This window comes from Acinetobacter sp. Marseille-Q1623 (assembly GCF_902809895.1).
In the GTDB taxonomy this organism is placed as follows: Bacteria; Pseudomonadota; Gammaproteobacteria; order Pseudomonadales; family Moraxellaceae; genus Acinetobacter; species Acinetobacter piscicola_A.
On sequence record NZ_CADDWG010000001.1, the window covers coordinates 1 to 15,516 of the forward strand.

The following is a 15,516-nucleotide window of genomic DNA, read 5'->3' on the forward strand; positions in this document are numbered from 1 at the left end:
CTTCCCGAACTCAGAAGTGAAACCTCTTAGCGCTGATGGTAGTGTGGGATTACCCATGTGAGAGTAAGTCATCGCCAGCTTTTAAATTTAAAACACCCTCAACTGTAAGGTTGGGGGTGTTTTTTATTGTTGTGAGGTTTAAGGCAAATTAATCAAAAATATGTAGTATATGCTTAGAACTATATTAATGATTTATTATTTTTTGTTGTCTAGTATTTGTTGTGTAAAAAATAATCAACAAGAATTTGAGAATACTAAAATATATCAAGGTGAATATATGAATGAACAAAAAAATGAAATAATGACTGTACAAATGTTTTTAGAAACAGTAAAAAATAGAATCCTAAATAGGGATGAACAGCATGATTTTCTTGCTGAAGCAAAATCAGTTAACATGACTGATGGTGGATTTTGGTATGAATATACAGAAATACTTAGATCATTACCCCCGTCCAATAATATGGATTTAAGACCAAATGGTTCTTTGATGGCAGCAGAATATGCATCTAGTCGTTGTTATGAGTTTATGCCGAATATTCCTGGTGCATTGGCTGAAAGAATCTTAGTTTTGGAAATGCTTACCTATGGACTGGGATCAGTGATTAGTACAGGTTTTAATCCCTTTGCAGAAGATACGCCTCATTTTCATCAACGGTTTTTAAATGCACGTGATGCGTATAGAGCAATTGTGATTGATGCAACACAAAAAATTCCTGAAGATCCTTGGTTTCTTGAAAAGAAATTACAACTTGAAGAAGATTATGGATTAGGAGAGTAAAATAAGTCATTCATTATCAAATGAAAGTGAAAAGTGTTTAAAAAAATTTGAATTAATAAATAGGTAGGAACATTGTTAATCTTAAAAAAGATAAGCTTTAAATAAATCATTTGAAAAATGATAGTCTACATTGATGGTGAAGTGGTATTTTGCAGTGTGATCAAATCAATATAAGAAAAAACCCCGAATAAATCGAGGTTATTATTTTACAAATTAAAAGTAATTAATGGACTGCCGATATTTTCTCTAAGAAAAATTTGGTGCGTTCGTGACGTTCTTCAGGTTTGTGGAAAAAGTCATTGGTTGCACAATCTTCTAAAATTTTACCTTGATCCATAAAGATGACACGATTTGAAACTTTACGGGCAAAGCCCATTTCGTGAGTGACGCACATCATGGTCATGCCTTCTTTAGCAAGTTGGCTCATTACTTCTAAAACTTCACCCACCATTTCAGGGTCAAGTGCAGAAGTTGGTTCATCAAATAACATGCAGACGGGATCCATGCAAAGACCACGTGCAATGGCAACACGTTGTTGTTGACCCCCTGAAAGCTGACCGGGGAATTTATTTTTATGGGCAGCTAAACCAACACGATCTAAATATTGTAATGCTTTCTTTTCAGCGTCTGCTTTAGAACGATTTAAAACCTTAATTTGTCCAATGGTTAAATTATCCAAAACTGTCATGTGTGGGAATAATTCAAAATGTTGGAATACCATACCAACACGAGAACGGAATTTAGCTAAATCAGTTTTTGGGTCTTTGAGTGCAGTGCCATCAACGATGATATTGCCTTGTTGAAACGGTTCTAAAGCATTTACAGTTTTGATTAATGTTGATTTTCCTGAACCTGATGGACCGCATACAACGACAACTTCTCCTTTTTCAATTGATGTGCTGCAATCTGTAAGGACTTGAAAGTCACCGTACCATTTTGAGATTTGTTGTATTTCTATCATTGGCATATGGATTCTCCTTATCTGATGATTGCTATTTTTTGATGTAAACGTTTCACTAAGCGTGATAGCGTAAAAGAAATACAGAAATAAATGACTGCAACCAATAAATAGAACATTGCTTTTGTTTCTGAGCCATATGTGTTGGCTAAAGTATTGGCATTTCCTAAAAAGTCAGGTGCACTGATCACATAAACTAACGATACATCTTGGAAAAGAACGATAGATTGAGTGAGTAAAATGGGAAGCATGTTGCGGAATGCTTGCGGTAAGATTACATTAGACATGGTTTGTCCGTAAGTGAAACCAAGTGCATAGCCTGCATTCACTTGTCCTTTAGATACCGATTGAATCCCTGAGCGGACAATTTCAGAAAAAAAAGCTGCTTCAAAAATTGCAAATGTTACGACACTCGAAAATAATGGCCCCCAGTAGGTATCTGATTGAAATTCAAAAAATTTAGGTAATAAAAAGTAGAAAATGAAGATGACTTGAATTAGTGGTACACCACGAAAGAAATCTACGTACACTTTTGCAAAATTACTCGCAACTTTATTATTTGATAAGCGCATCATTGCTAATGGTGTGCCGATCAGAATTCCACCAATGATGGAAAGAATAGTCACTGTTAAAGTAAATTTAAACCCAGCAATGAGTGTTTGAATCACATCTTGATTTTGTAATACACTGAAGTCCATGACTATTTACCTCCAGAACCTAGACCAGGAACAGCCATTCGTTTTTCAATCCAAGCCATAATGAGTTTAATGGTATAGGTGATTACGAGATAAACTGGAGTCGAAAGAATTAAAATGACAATATCTTGAGAGGTTTCTTCACGCATGGTTTTGGTATAAGCAAAGAAATTTAAAATACTGAGCGCATAAAGTACGGCAGAATTTTTGAAAATATTCATTGCTTCAGAGGTTAATGTTGGCCAAACGATGCGATATGCGACAGGTAAAATGACATAACGGTAACTTTGACTTTGATTTAAACCAATGGCAAAAGCAGCATTTTTTTGACCACGTGAAACCGTATTAATGCCTGAACGTACTTGCTCTGCAATACGTGCGGCAGTATATAGACCTAACGCGAATACTCCGACCACTGCGGGATTATCATTTAGTAGGTTTTGCCACCATCCGCCATGTACCATTTCTCCGCTGCCTGTACTTAGACTGAGTGGTAATAGTTCGGGGAAGACAAAAGCCCAAAAAAATAGTTGAACTATAAGTGGAATATTTCGGAACAATTCGACATAACAAGTCCCCATAAATGCCAATGGTTTATTGGGGAGTGTGCGAAGAATACCGATTAATGAACCCAGAATAAAAGCGATAAAAAAAGCAGCAACGGCTGTCCAAACCATTGTCCAAACACCTGAACCGAGCAGTTGTAACCAAGTTGGTGCATCTGCGACAGGTGAATAACTTTCACCTCCAATGACTTTACAGACGGATTCAGCCCAAGCAGATTTATCTAAACTATATTCATTTGAGGGGAGGCAATAAGCCGTCCAATTAAGTGAGCCAACTGACATGTGTGCTCCTTTGATTTTATAATCTTGAAATAGATATAGATCAACATACAAAAATGTATATTGATCTATAAGGTTTTATTTTTTATAAAGTATTAATTAATACCCGTATCATTTGGTTTTGCCATCAGGTTTTTATACGAAGAACTCATTGGCATATTCATATTGACATTTTTCGGTGGAATTGGTGACAAGAACCATTTTTTATACAATGCTGCCATTTGCCCATTTTTCCACATGCCTGTCACCACACGATCTGCAATCGCTTTGTATGCAGCATCACCTTTTGGAATCATGATGCCATACGGCTCAGAAGATAATATAGGTCCTACAATTTTGAAATCTTTAGGATTTGATGATTTTGCAATTAATCCTGCCAAAATATTATCATCCATGACAAAAGCAGCAGCTCGACCAGAAGCTACCATAGCAAATGAGTCAGAATGGTCTTTGCCATAGACATTGTTGACATTCACTTTTTGACCTTTTTCCCCCATTTTGATGTATTTATCAGAGGTCGTCCCTTGAGTAGTCACAACTGCTTTGCCATTTAAATCAGCAATAGTTTTGATTGGGGAGTTGGCTTTGACAACCATACGTACTTCGGTTGCGTAATAGTTGGTTGAAAAACTGACCTGCTGTTGACGCTGAATAGAGTTGGTGGTTGTACCACACTCCATGTCAATGTTGCCTGCAAGCATTTCTGGAATACGCGTTGAAGATGTAACAGCTTTATATTCAACTTTTAAATTGGGTAATTTGAGATCTTTTTTCAGTTGATTCGCGAAGTTATTACAGATATCAACGGCATAGCCCAATGGTTTGCCACCTACAACATAGGAGATTGGATCGGAGGATTCACGATATCCAATTACAACTTTGCCTGAAGTTTTGATTTTAGCCAAAGTATCTGCTGCTTGTACTTGAGAAAATGCACCGCCTGCGATCAAAATACCTAATGTTGTTGTAAATACTTGCTTTGAAATTTTTTTCATTCTGATCTCTCCAATCATATTTATTTATGTCATGCATAGATGCTGCATTAAAAATAAAGCATTTAACATGCCAATCGTTTTATTTAGAAATATAGATCCTTGATATTTCTTTATGCATTCATTTTTATACGTTCATTTCTCAGAAGTAAAGCGATAAAACATATAAATTGTGTGCTTCTTTAGTCGAAAGAAGATCAGTCTAAGTGGTGTTGAATGTTTTTAAAATTGAGAAATCATATGTTTTGGATCTTTGATCTTCAAAATAGGATGAATTTTCCATTTATTTTGAATAAATGATTCATTTTATAGGTAAAGCTTTTGGTGAAAGGAATGATTTTTGCTAGGCGCTGTTGAATTCTTATGCTATAACAATAAAAAGGCATGATTTTTGCTTAGTATAGAATGTGATTTTGAGGATGTCGCTAAATGAAGTTATCAGTCGGGTTAAAAGTTGCAAATACGTTGTCATTAACACCACAACTGCAACAAGCAATTCGATTGTTACAACTGTCGAGTTTGGAACTTGAGCAGGAAATTCAAATTCAGCTCGATAGCAACCCTTTACTTGAAAAAGTAGAGGAAGAATCATCCACTGAAAGTTTAGAACAATTACAAGAACAAGATTCAAAAGATTTAACCAATGAATTAAATGCAGATCATCTACCTGATGAATTACCTGTCGATACGGATTGGGATGATGTTTATACCCATCAATCTACTGCGATGGAGCGTCCAGAATTTGAAGAACGAGAAGATAATCGTGAAGGTCATACATCACTGAAAGAGCATATGTTGGTGCAAATTAATTTACTACACTTTTCACCTGTGGATAAATTAATCGCCTATTGTATTGTCGATGCATTGGATGAAAAAGGCTTTTTGGATGCTACAATTTCTGAGATTATACAGTCGGTTGCGCATATATTGACGCAAATGGATTATGATATTGAAGTTGAAGAAGATGAGGTTTTAGTCGTATTGAAGCATATTCAACGTCTAGAGCCAGTAGGGGTGGGATCGCGTCATTTGGCTGAATGTTTGTCTTTGCAAGTTGAAGCTTTACCCCATGGGACATTGTATAAAAATGAAGCCGCTATCTTATTAAAATATTATGAACTTTTGGTCAATAATGAATTACCAAAATTACTTAAACAAACAGGTTTAAATACCGAGCAATTAAAATCTGCCGTTGAGTTGTTAAAAACTTTAAAAGCTTATCCAGGGGCAGAGTTTGCCGAAAAAGATTCAGATTATCAAATTCCTGATGTTGTTGTATCAAAAAAAAATGGGCATTGGCATGTGCAGTTGAATCCTGACATTTTGCCTAAGTTGCGAATTAATTCATTCTATTCAGGTATGATTAAGCGTGCTGATCAAAGTGATGATAATCAATATTTACGCAATCAAATGTTGGAAGCGAAAAACTTTATTAAAAGTGTAGATGAACGCCATAAGACTTTATTAAAAGTGGCAAGTTGTATCGTGCAACATCAACGTGAGTTTTTGGAAATTGGTGCAGAAGGGATGAAACCTTTGGTACTGCGTGATGTGGCAGAGGAAGTGGAGTTGCATGAGTCTACGGTATCTCGTGTCACGACCAATAAGTACCTGCTTACGCCTCGGGGTTTATTTGAGTTGAAATATTTCTTTTCAAGTCATGTAGGGACGACTTCAGGTGGCGAGGCATCTTCTACTGCGATTCGAGCAAAAATTAAAAAATTAGTTGCCGAAGAAAATCCACGTAAGCCTTTGTCTGATAATACAATTGCAAATATGTTGAAAGAGGATGGGATCGATGTAGCACGTAGGACAGTTGCAAAGTATCGTGAATCTTTAAATATTCCATCATCTTCTGATCGAAAAGTCTTGATCTAAATTTAAAAATGTGGCTATTCTAGAGATTCATTATGACGATTTGACGAAAATAATGAATCTCTTTTTTAGTTTTGGAGTAGCCTAAATGATTGCATGATGTAATAAACGCAGAATTTTCCTAAGTGAATTCTGTCATTCGATCATTTCGGCTATGACGTGTCACATCCTTTGGTAAGGAGAGGGTTATAATTATGCAAATTACAATTCGTGGACATCATTTAAGTATTACACCCGCGATTGAGGATGATATTCGTGGGAAATTTGCTCAGATGGTGAAGCATCTTGATCAAGTGAATAGTATGCAAGTCAAACTGAGTAAAGATCACCAATTAGACAAAATCTCTAAAAAAGGCAGTGCCAATCATATCGCTGAGGCAATTGTGCGTTTACCTGGCGTAGAGTTATTTGCGCAAGCAACAGCAGATGATATGTATACTTCTATTAAAAAATTAACTGAAAAATTAAAAAAACAATTGCAGCGACATCGTAAAATGCAGCTCGATTATTCACCTATTTTGATTGCAGAATGATCAATATATTCACTTGCAAAAGAGGTTGAAAAAGACCTCTTTTTTTTATCAATAATTTTTGTACAAGATAATGAATTATTTTGATGAGTTTATAGTAAAATACTCGGTTTTTACACTGACAGTCCTATAATGAGGTCGATGCCATGAATAGTGAACAGCTCACTGAAATCCTTAAAGCAGCTTTTCCTGATGCTGAAGTCGCTGTCAGTGGACAAGCAGGTAAGTTTGATCTACGTATTGTCGATGAGCAATTTGAAGGTAAACGCCCAGTTGCTCGTCAACAAACTGTTTATCAACCGCTCAATTCTTATATTGCGAGTGGTGAAGTACATGCTGTAACTATTCGTGCAATGACTAAAGAAGAATGGCGCAAAGCCAGTATGTTTGGAGCTTAAGCGTCAATGGATAAATTTGTCATTCAAGGTGGTGCAAAGATTGAAGGTGAAGTGCGTATTTCTGGTGCGAAAAATGCAGCTTTACCTTTGTTGGCGGCAATGATTCTTGCTGATACCCCTATTACGCTCAAAAATGTTCCAAATCTAAAAGATGTGAGAACATTGGTTAAGTTAATCAGTGGTTTAGGCATTACCATGAGCTATGAAGGCGAAACGGTTATTGCAGACACGTCTACTTTAGATAATCAGTTTGCACCTTATGAATTGGTTAAAACGATGCGTGCATCAATTTTGGTGCTCGGTCCATTATTGGCACGTTATGGTAGTGCGAAAGTTTCATTGCCAGGCGGATGCGCGATCGGTTCACGCCCTGTCGACCAGCATTTAAAAGCATTAGAAGCTTTAGGTGCACACATTGAGGTTGAAAATGGCTATGTCATCGCGAGTGTTGACGGCCGTTTAAAAGGTGGTGAAGTTATCTTTGATATGGTGACTGTGGGGGGGACGGAAAATATCCTCACTGCTGCAGTGCTTGCAGATGGTGTAACGACGATTCGTAATGCGGCACGTGAACCTGAAATCACAGACCTTGCACAAATGCTTATTAAAATGGGTGCGAAAATTGAAGGTTTAGACACAGATACTTTAGTCGTGACGGGCGTTGAAAGCCTACATGGTTGTGAGTATTCAGTGGTTGCTGATCGTATTGAAACAGGTTCATATTTAGCTGCTGCTGCAATTACAGGTGGTAAGGTAAAAACTACACATACAGATCCAAACCTACTTGAAGCTGTATTAGACAAGTTTGAAGAAATGGGCGCAGAAGTGACCCGTGGTGATGATTGGATCGAATTGGATATGATGGGTAAACGTCCAAAAGCGGTGAGCTTTCGGACTTTACCGCATCCAGATTTTCCAACAGATATGCAAGCACAGATCATGGCAGTCAATGCGATTGGTCGTGGTTTTGCAACAATTTCAGAAACGATTTTTGAAAATCGTTTTATGCATGTGCCTGAGTTGGCACGTATGGGTGCAAATATTCAGGTCGAAGGTAATGATGCTGTAGTCACGGGTGTGGAAAAATTATCTGCAGCACCTGTGATGGCAACAGACTTGCGTGCCTCATTTTCTTTAGTTTTAGCAGCTTTAGTTGCTGAAGGTGAAACCACAATTGATCGTATTTATCACATCGATCGTGGCTATGAGAATATTGAAGCAAAATTGCAAGCTCTGGGTGTCCAAATTAAGCGAGTGAGCGAGTAAGTTAATGAGCGATATGAGAAACGATGATCCAAACTTTGACGTCATGGGTAATTTTGATCATGGTTTAACTTTAGCATTGAGTAAAGGTCGTATTTTAAAAGAGACATTGCCTTTACTTGAAACAGCTGGAATTAACTTATTGGAAGATCCTGATAAATCTCGTAAGTTAATTTTTCCAACGACCCATAAACAAGTGCGTATCTTGATTTTACGTGCTTCTGATGTACCGACTTATGTCGAAAATGGTGCAGCGGATATTGGTGTTGCAGGTAAAGATGTATTGATGGAGCATGGCGCGCAAAATGTGTATGAACCATTAGATTTAAAAATTGCCAACTGTAAGTTAATGACAGCAGGTAAAGTCGGCATGGTTCGTCCAAAAGGTCGTTTAAAAATTGCCACTAAATATGTCAACTTAACTCGTCAATACTATGCAAGCTTAGGTGAGCAAGTGGATGTGATTAAACTTTACGGCTCAATGGAATTAGCCCCACTGGTCGGTTTAGGTGATTACATCGTCGATGTGGTGGATACAGGAAATACTTTACGTGCCAATGGTTTAGAGCCTTTGGAAGAGATTTGCAAAGTATCTTCACGCTTGATTGTCAATAAAGCTAGCTTTAAACGTAAACAGACGTTGTTAAATCCAATTCTTGCACAACTTGAAAAAGCTGTTGAAGAACGTGAAAATGCGAAAAAAGCTTAAATAGATTTAAGTGTAAATGACCGTCCAAAAGGGCGGTTTTTTATTGTTTTAAACACTTATGAAGATGAAATAAAGTGGTCATTTTCATTGAACTCATCTGTTATTGTTGGAAGGTATGATGCTTTGAAGTGGTGAATGTATTCAGAAGATGAAAGGGATCATCCTGATACGCATGCATAATTTTAATAGAAATAGATATTTCCTATTTAATGAAAAGCATTTTCCTGTCACATTCCTTATTTTCATGATGAATCCTTACCCACAAATCACCTAAAACAAGGTAAACTAAATCTTTACTAATTAACCTTGTGGGTAAATAGATGCGCCGTTTATCGACTCAAGAGCAGAACTTCAAACAAGTCTTTGCTGATTTGTTGGCTTTTGAAACAGTGAGTGATCCTGAGCTTTTAAAAACAGTAGACCAAATTATTGTAGATGTACGCCAACATGGTGATGCACATGTACTGAAACTCACTCAACAGTTCGATCGACATCCAGCGCATCAATTCTCAGATTTAGAACTGTCACAAGAGCAACTTAAAGCTGCATTTGAAGGTTTAAGTACTGAAGTACGTGAAGCTTTGGAAATGGCTGCAAATCGTGTTCGTTCATTCCATCAAGCACAAAAGCAAGATGGTTGGACTTATGTCGATGCTTTGGGTAACACACTCGGTCAAAAAGTCACACCTTTAGACCGTGTGGGTATTTATGTCCCTGGCGGTTTGGCTTCTTATCCATCTTCAGTGCTTATGAATGCTGTACCTGCACATGTAGCAGGTGTGCAAGAAATTATCATGGTGGTTCCTGCACCAAATGGAGATTTAAATCCATTAGTATTGGCTGCAGCATATCTTGCAGGTGTGCATCGTGTATTTACTATAGGTGGAGCACAAGCAGTTGCTGCACTCGCTTATGGTACTGAGACTATTCCGCAAGTGGATAAAATTACAGGACCAGGAAACCGCTTCGTGGCTGCGGCAAAACGCGCCGTGTTTGGTCAAGTTGGTATTGACATGATAGCAGGACCTTCTGAAATTTTAGTCTATGCAGAAGGTAAAAATAACGCTGAATGGTTAGCCATGGATTTATTGTCACAAGCTGAGCATGACACAGTTGCGCAAGCAGTATTCATTACACCTGATGAACAACTTTTAACTGAAGTTGGGCAATGGATTGAAAAGCATTTAGAAGCATTACCAAAGGCCGATATTGCACGCACATCGATTGAAAACCGTGGTGCATTGGTTCTCGTGAAAGACCGAGCTGAAGGTGCGGAGCTGATTAACCAAGTTGCACCTGAACATTTGATGCTCTGTCTAGATGAAGCTGAACTAATGTCAGAAAGCATTCGCCATGCAGGTGCGATCTTTATGGGGCGTTATACGCCTGAAGCGATTGGTGATTACTGTGCAGGGCCAAACCATGTATTACCAACATCAGGTACAGCACGGTTCTCATCACCTTTGGGTGTATATGACTTCCAAAAGCGTTCAAGTTTGATCATGTGTTCTGAGCAGGGTGTGAAAACTTTAGCCAAAACTGCAGATATTCTTGCGCAGCAAGAAAACTTGGATGCACACGCGAGATCTGCACGTTATCGTTATAAATAAGTTATTACCTAAATAATGAAGTATTGAGTGTTCCTCTCCCTTTAGGATGAGTAGCGAAGCTACGCAAGAGGAGAGGGAACATAGAGAAAATAAAATGCCAAATATTACCTCTGAACAAATGCGTTTTTGGAGTCCTGATGTACGTGAGCTAGAGCCGTATACGCCTGGTGAACAACCAAAAATTCAAAATATTTTAAAATTGAATACCAATGAAAATCCATACCCGCCATCACCAAAAGTAGTTGCTGCAGTGCAAGCGGTATTGGAAAATTCAGCGGATGCCTTACGTTTATATCCAGATCCTGATTCAACAGCACTAAAACAAGCTATCGCAAATCAACAACATGTCGATATTTCAAATGTCTTTGTTGGAAATGGTTCGGATGAAGTCTTAGCACATATTTTTAAAGCATTTTTTGTGCAAGATAAACCGATTTTATATCCAGATATTACCTATAGTTTTTATCCTGTTTATAGTCAGTTTTTTGGTATTGCAACGAACACTAAAATTTTGCCTTTAAATGATGATTTTGAAATTGTTGTAGATGATTATAAGCAACCGAATGGTGGCATTATCATTACCAACCCTAATGCACCAACCAGTATTGCATTAGGATTATCTGCAATTGAAGAAGTTCTACAAGCAAATCCTGATTCAGTGGTTTTGATTGATGAAGCTTATGTAGATTTTGGTGCAGAATCTGCGGTAAGTTTAGTTGAAAAGTACGAAAACTTAGTGGTATGCCAAACAACGTCTAAATCACGTTCATTGGCAGGATTGCGAGTTGGTTTTGCCATTGCACAACCGCATTTGATTGCAGCACTTGAAGCAGTTAAAAATAGTTTTAACTCCTATCCGATTGATCGCTTTGCTATCGCTGCGGCTGTGGCATCATTTGAGGATCAAGCTTATTTTGAAGAGCAAAATCGTAAAGTGATTGCAAGTCGTGAGAAATTGACGGCTCAATTGGTTGAAATTGGCTTTAAGGTTCTCCCTTCAAGTGCGAACTTTATTTTTGCATCTTTGCCAACGAAAGATGCGGGCGAATTAGCAGGCAAATTGCGTGAACAAGGTATTATTGTGCGTTATTTCAATAAACCACGCATCAACCAATTTTTACGTATCACCATTGGTACGGATGAACAAAATCAACGCTTAGTCGATACGTTAAAAAAAGATATTTTAGCTTGAAGTTTAAAGCTTCCTAAAACTTTTATTGCAAAAAAGCGAATCCTAGGATTCGCTTTTTTATTTTAAGATTCAGGTGTATACCATGTATTCAGTAGATCGAGCATCGCAGACACTTTATCAAAACATTCCTGATATTCAGCATCACAATCGGATGCGATTGTGATGCCACCGCCTGCCCATAAAGACACATCTTCTTGAAATTTTTGAACTGTACGAATCAAGATGTTCCAAGAGCCTGTGCCATCAAAATTAAAATAACCCATTGAACCACAATATGCCCCACGTGGTGCACCTTCGAGTTCTTCAATGATTTGCATGGCACGAATTTTAGGGGCACCTGTAATGGACCCTCCTGGAAGCGCAGATAGCAACATATCAAAGGGATTAACATCCTTTTTTAAGGTTGCAGTGACTTCACTGACCATATGGTGCACTTGATTAAAAGATTCAATATTAAACAGTTTAGGGGTTTTTACTGTACCTGTTTCAGCATAAACACTCAGATCATTACGCAATAAATCGACAATCATGACATTTTCAGCCTGATCTTTTTGTGAATGTATTAAGGTGTTTTTTGATTGTTCGTCTAATATTGGATCATCATAGCGTGGCATCGTACCTTTAATGGGTTTAGTTATGATTTTTCGATGGGATTCAAAATCAATAAATAATTCAGGTGAACAACTTAATAATTCAAACTCATTGATTTTTAAATAACCAGAATAAGGTGCATGAGTTAATGTCCAAAAATGATCAGCTGTATCAATTAAACGACCTTGAGCTTTAGCTTTAAACTCTTGTGTGAGATTAATTTGATAACAATCACCTGCTTTAATATAATCATGTATCTTATTAAAATTCTGATTATATTGTTGTTTTGACCATCTTGCTTGGCAGCTCTGCATTAATTTAAATGCATGAATATGTTTTTGCTGAGAGTTTAATTTAGCTTGAATAATGTCAAAAATATGTGCTGCATTTTCTTCGGAACTATAAAAAATCCATTTTCCCTGAATGTATTTTAAATAACTTTCATATTGACCTAAAAATAAATTTGGCTGTGATTTTAATTGATTATTAATATGAAGTTGGGCGGATAAATTATAATCAATAAATCCAATATATCCGCCATTAAATTGTTTGTTATCAGATGAGTTTGTATTTATATTTTTAAAATTGATAAAGTTTTTAATATTTAAAATACTACCTGTGAGAAGGTACTCAAAATGAGTGGTTCGTTCATAAATGCTATATTGTCCCGCTTGTTTTATAACATACTGAACAGGTAAAACGGCAATGATAGGTTGATGATTATTTTCTAAATAAACACAACCAAATAGATCATTCAGTTTTTGTAAAATAACAGCGGGTGTTAAATCTGTGATATCTAAATTTTTGCAGAAAATAGATTGAGTTAGCATCTTGTCAACTAATAAAACGGTTAATGAGATTATACGATATTTTTTGTACACTCGGTCACAAAAATACCGCTTATCGGGAACTTTCACTTTTTAGCAGACAACTATTGAACAAAAAATAACATAAGGTTAATTTAATAGGGCAAATCGGACTACTCAAGGAAGAAAGTTTCTGTTGTAAAAAAATAAAAACAACGTGAGACTGCGGCGAGTGGTTAAAAATGAAAAAAAATGCTCTTGGGAGAGTACAAATGAAATTATTTACTAAAGTTGCTTTAGTTTCTGCTGTAGCTGTAAGTTCAAATGCAATGGCAATGCAAGCGATGGATGATGCTGCATTAAGCGCTGCAACAGGTCAAGACGGTATTTCGATTGGTATTGATATTTCTAAAGTTGATATTGCAAAACTTCATGTTTTTGATGGTGATGGCTTACCAACAACTGCAGGTACACCTCCAACAACTACAGCTGGTAAAGCAGGTGCAATTACTTTAAATAATGTAGTGTTAACGAAAAGTGCTACATCAGCATTAACAACAGGTAACTTAGCTGATCTTGTTATTGATACAGATGGTGGTACTGGTACACCTGCAAAACCTTTCTTAAATGTTGCTGCTAACGTTGGTGGTTTGAATATTTCTTTAGGTAAAATTGAAGTAAATGATGCTACTGGTACTGCTGGTGCTTATAAAGTAGGTACAGCTTCTGCGGAAATTTTAAGTGGTTTATCTTTAACTACGGGTAAATTAAGTGCAAATATTCAGTTAGGTAACACACCTCAAGGTGCGATGATTAAATTGAATGGTTCTATGACTGGTGGTTTGTCAATTAATAACTTGGCAATTAAAGATGCTGCTGCTGGTGGTTACATTTCACTAGGTGGTATTAAAGTTAATGACAATGGTAGTGCTGATCTTGCGATGGATGCAGATGTCGCTGTTAAGCCAGAAGGTTTAGCAATCACTGCACTTAAAAATGCAACAGGTACAGATATTTATATCAAACAAGTTGTATTAGGTGGTGGTACTGGATTTGTTGCACCTACAGGTGGTAATCCAGCAACTCTAGGTACAGGTACCGGTTCTGGTTCAATTGGTGATGTTGCAATCTCTGGTATGAAAATTACGAACAGTGCTGGTGTTGGTGCTGTAATCAAAATCTCTGGTCACTAAGTTGATCTGATTTGAAAAAAGACGCGTGAATATCACGCGTTTTTTTTTATTCAAATGGCAAAATCAAACAAAAGTAAAAAAAAGCTATCTTTTTCTGAAAAAATAGGTATCTTAAAGGTACATGGAAGTAGAGTGTTCACTCTAAAAATAAAATTAACACTTCGGGCAGTTTATTGCCGATACTTGAACAGTTCAAAAATATGTTAGAGATTACTTTAGGTTCGGCACTAATTTACTATTTTGCCAGCCATGCATTAGACATTAAAGAAAAACCTACTGATGCTGTGTATTATACAGAGCTTGCTGACCCTCGTAATGCTTCCTTCTCTCGAAATCATCGTGAGATGGTTCAAATTAAACCTGCTTTAGAGAATCAATTTAGAGGCATTGTACGTCAAGCCTATGATTATAGTTGTGGTTCTGCAGCCTTAACCACATTATTAAATGGTTATGTAGGAACGAGTTTGACTGAGCAGCAGACCATGGAAGGTTTATTGCGATATGGTGAATATAATCGTATTATTGAGCGCCGCAGCTTTTCATTGCTCGATATGAAGCGTTTTGTGACTGCTATTGGTTTTGAAAGTGGTGGTTATAGGGGCGAGTTTTCTGATTTGGTGAAGCAACAACAACCGGCAATTGTCCCGATTTCTTATGCGGGCTTTAAACATTTCGTGGTTTTTAAAGCATATAAGAATGGGCGTGTTTACGTTGCTGATCCTGCTTTAGGGAATATCAGTTTCGATCAAGAGCGTTTTAAAGAAATTTGGGAAAATAATACATTATTCTTAATTAATGTTCCCAAAGATCAACAAAAGGAATTTTTAGCACTACAAGATGCGGATTTAAGGCATGTTGAGGATGCAACAATTAATAGGTATGCTTTGGTTGATGCACAGTATTCGTATGATTATATTAATAAAATTGCAGATAAAGCATCTACGATGCGTCGAGTAATTGACCGTGGTGATAATTCAGATACCAAAGGTCAGCCAATTACATCATTCATGCGACTATATTATAAACGTAAGTAAAAGCAGATTAGAAAAAATCGAATAATCACACTTTTAGGTAGGAATAA

15 protein-coding genes are annotated in these 15,516 nt (G+C 36.9%); 10 read left to right on the forward strand and 5 right to left on the reverse strand.

Annotation, left to right across the window (positions count from 1 at the left end; all coding sequences use genetic code 11):
• Positions 1–277 precede the first annotated feature (277 nt).
• Positions 278–778, forward strand: a complete 501-nt coding sequence (locus HUV91_RS00005) for a hypothetical protein (RefSeq protein WP_174492123.1) — start codon at positions 278–280, stop codon at positions 776–778.
• A gap of 223 nt (positions 779–1,001) precedes the next feature.
• On the opposite strand, the gene HUV91_RS00010 is transcribed toward HUV91_RS00005, so the two are convergent.
• From HUV91_RS00010 to HUV91_RS00025, 4 genes are all read right to left on the reverse strand, one after another.
• Positions 1,002–1,745: an amino acid ABC transporter ATP-binding protein gene (locus HUV91_RS00010; protein WP_174492124.1), complete on the reverse strand. Its 744-nt coding sequence runs from the start codon at positions 1,743–1,745 to the stop codon at positions 1,002–1,004.
• A gap of 11 nt (positions 1,746–1,756) precedes the next feature.
• A complete protein-coding gene (locus HUV91_RS00015; RefSeq protein ID WP_130075045.1) occupies positions 1,757–2,434 on the reverse strand; it encodes an amino acid ABC transporter permease in 678 nt (225 codons plus the stop codon).
• Positions 2,435–2,436: 2 nt separating this feature from the next.
• The gene (locus HUV91_RS00020; RefSeq protein WP_174492125.1) at positions 2,437–3,279 is read right to left on the reverse strand and encodes an amino acid ABC transporter permease; all 843 of its coding nucleotides are present in this window, start codon (positions 3,277–3,279) and stop codon (positions 2,437–2,439) included.
• Positions 3,280–3,371: 92 nt separating this feature from the next.
• Entirely contained in the window at positions 3,372–4,271 is a 900-nt protein-coding gene (locus HUV91_RS00025) for an amino acid ABC transporter substrate-binding protein (RefSeq protein WP_174492126.1), read from the reverse strand.
• Between the two features lie 426 nt (positions 4,272–4,697).
• Here HUV91_RS00025 and HUV91_RS00030 point away from each other — a divergent pair, with 426 nt between their 5' ends.
• The 7 genes from HUV91_RS00030 (at position 4,698) to hisC (ending at position 11,845) form a co-directional block, all read left to right on the forward strand.
• Positions 4,698–6,146, forward strand: coding sequence for an RNA polymerase factor sigma-54 (locus HUV91_RS00030; RefSeq protein WP_174492127.1), 1,449 nt, complete (start codon positions 4,698–4,700; stop codon positions 6,144–6,146).
• 191 nt (positions 6,147–6,337) lie between these two features.
• Positions 6,338–6,676: a ribosome hibernation-promoting factor, HPF/YfiA family gene (gene hpf, locus HUV91_RS00035; protein WP_130075049.1), complete on the forward strand. Its 339-nt coding sequence runs from the start codon at positions 6,338–6,340 to the stop codon at positions 6,674–6,676.
• A gap of 143 nt (positions 6,677–6,819) precedes the next feature.
• Positions 6,820–7,071, forward strand: coding sequence for a BolA family iron metabolism protein IbaG (ibaG, locus tag HUV91_RS00040; protein ID WP_111859958.1), 252 nt, complete (start codon positions 6,820–6,822; stop codon positions 7,069–7,071).
• A gap of 6 nt (positions 7,072–7,077) precedes the next feature.
• Positions 7,078–8,337: a UDP-N-acetylglucosamine 1-carboxyvinyltransferase gene (murA, locus tag HUV91_RS00045; protein ID WP_130075050.1), complete on the forward strand. Its 1,260-nt coding sequence runs from the start codon at positions 7,078–7,080 to the stop codon at positions 8,335–8,337.
• 4 nt (positions 8,338–8,341) lie between these two features.
• A complete protein-coding gene (hisG, locus tag HUV91_RS00050; protein ID WP_130075051.1) occupies positions 8,342–9,043 on the forward strand; it encodes an ATP phosphoribosyltransferase in 702 nt (233 codons plus the stop codon).
• Positions 9,044–9,363: 320 nt separating this feature from the next.
• Positions 9,364–10,653, forward strand: a complete 1,290-nt coding sequence (gene hisD / locus HUV91_RS00055; protein WP_174492128.1) for a histidinol dehydrogenase — start codon at positions 9,364–9,366, stop codon at positions 10,651–10,653.
• Positions 10,654–10,747: 94 nt separating this feature from the next.
• Positions 10,748–11,845 carry a histidinol-phosphate transaminase gene (gene hisC, locus HUV91_RS00060; protein WP_174492129.1) on the forward strand — a complete coding sequence of 366 codons (1,098 nt, stop codon included), beginning with the start codon at positions 10,748–10,750 and terminating at the stop codon, positions 11,843–11,845.
• A gap of 62 nt (positions 11,846–11,907) precedes the next feature.
• Here the strand turns inward: hisC and HUV91_RS00065 are convergent, their stop codons facing one another.
• Positions 11,908–13,266, reverse strand: coding sequence for an anthranilate synthase component I family protein (locus HUV91_RS00065; RefSeq protein WP_174492130.1), 1,359 nt, complete (start codon positions 13,264–13,266; stop codon positions 11,908–11,910).
• A gap of 248 nt (positions 13,267–13,514) precedes the next feature.
• Here HUV91_RS00065 and HUV91_RS00070 point away from each other — a divergent pair, with 248 nt between their 5' ends.
• On the forward strand, positions 13,515–14,435 hold the full coding sequence (locus HUV91_RS00070; RefSeq protein ID WP_174492131.1) for a DUF6160 family protein: 921 nt from the start codon (positions 13,515–13,517) through the stop codon (positions 14,433–14,435).
• A 200-nt stretch (positions 14,436–14,635) separates the two neighbouring features.
• Positions 14,636–15,469 (forward strand): C39 family peptidase, encoded by an 834-nt coding sequence (locus HUV91_RS00075; RefSeq protein ID WP_130075056.1) that lies wholly within the window; start codon positions 14,636–14,638, stop codon positions 15,467–15,469.
• The last annotated feature ends 47 nt before the right edge of the window (positions 15,470–15,516 follow it).

Coding starts and splice junctions, on each gene's coding strand:
- HUV91_RS00005 (WP_174492123.1), top strand. CDS start 278: ATGAATGAACAAAAAAATGAAATAATGACTGTACAAATGTTTTTAGAA.
- HUV91_RS00010 (WP_174492124.1), bottom strand. CDS start 1,745: ATGCCAATGATAGAAATACAACAAATCTCAAAATGGTACGGTGACTTT.
- HUV91_RS00015 (WP_130075045.1), bottom strand. CDS start 2,434: ATGGACTTCAGTGTATTACAAAATCAAGATGTGATTCAAACACTCATT.
- HUV91_RS00020 (WP_174492125.1), bottom strand. CDS start 3,279: ATGTCAGTTGGCTCACTTAATTGGACGGCTTATTGCCTCCCCTCAAAT.
- HUV91_RS00025 (WP_174492126.1), bottom strand. CDS start 4,271: ATGAAAAAAATTTCAAAGCAAGTATTTACAACAACATTAGGTATTTTG.
- HUV91_RS00030 (WP_174492127.1), top strand. CDS start 4,698: ATGAAGTTATCAGTCGGGTTAAAAGTTGCAAATACGTTGTCATTAACA.
- hpf (WP_130075049.1), top strand. CDS start 6,338: ATGCAAATTACAATTCGTGGACATCATTTAAGTATTACACCCGCGATT.
- ibaG (WP_111859958.1), top strand. CDS start 6,820: ATGAATAGTGAACAGCTCACTGAAATCCTTAAAGCAGCTTTTCCTGAT.
- murA (WP_130075050.1), top strand. CDS start 7,078: ATGGATAAATTTGTCATTCAAGGTGGTGCAAAGATTGAAGGTGAAGTG.
- hisG (WP_130075051.1), top strand. CDS start 8,342: ATGAGCGATATGAGAAACGATGATCCAAACTTTGACGTCATGGGTAAT.
- hisD (WP_174492128.1), top strand. CDS start 9,364: ATGCGCCGTTTATCGACTCAAGAGCAGAACTTCAAACAAGTCTTTGCT.
- hisC (WP_174492129.1), top strand. CDS start 10,748: ATGCCAAATATTACCTCTGAACAAATGCGTTTTTGGAGTCCTGATGTA.
- HUV91_RS00065 (WP_174492130.1), bottom strand. CDS start 13,266: ATGCTAACTCAATCTATTTTCTGCAAAAATTTAGATATCACAGATTTA.
- HUV91_RS00070 (WP_174492131.1), top strand. CDS start 13,515: ATGAAATTATTTACTAAAGTTGCTTTAGTTTCTGCTGTAGCTGTAAGT.
- HUV91_RS00075 (WP_130075056.1), top strand. CDS start 14,636: ATGTTAGAGATTACTTTAGGTTCGGCACTAATTTACTATTTTGCCAGC.